This window comes from Megasphaera sp. AF13-6AC (genome assembly GCF_027685385.1).
Lineage (GTDB): Bacteria > Bacillota > Negativicutes > Veillonellales > Megasphaeraceae > Megasphaera > Megasphaera micronuciformis.
Map to the genome: position 1 here is coordinate 1 of NZ_JAQCUN010000335.1, position 302 is coordinate 302.

The 302-nt window shown below is 47.0% G+C and carries 1 protein-coding gene; it reads left to right on the top strand.

Annotated elements, in window-relative coordinates; genetic code table 11:
* Positions 1 to 302: methionine gamma-lyase family protein (locus PGX78_RS09280; RefSeq protein ID WP_270446682.1), on the top strand; the 302-nt coding region annotated here is incomplete at both ends.

The window sequence follows — 302 nt, forward strand, 5'->3', positions numbered from 1 at the left end:
AGGTCGGGAAAAGCTTGACGAAGTGTATGCCGGAGTATTTAAGGCCGAAAAGGCTATTGTCAGGCCTCATTTTGTATCGGGAACTCATGCCTTGGCTACGGTGTTATGCGCTCTCTTGGAAAAAGGAGACCTGCTTGTTTCTTTAATCGGGGCTCCTTACGATACGATGCAGGGAGTCATCGGCTATGCCAGAGACAGTCGCAATTCTTTAAAAACCAAAGGCGTACAGTATGAAGAGGTACCCTTGAAGGATAATACCTATGATTTAGAAGGGATTCGTCGAGTCGTGTCCGAACGTAAGC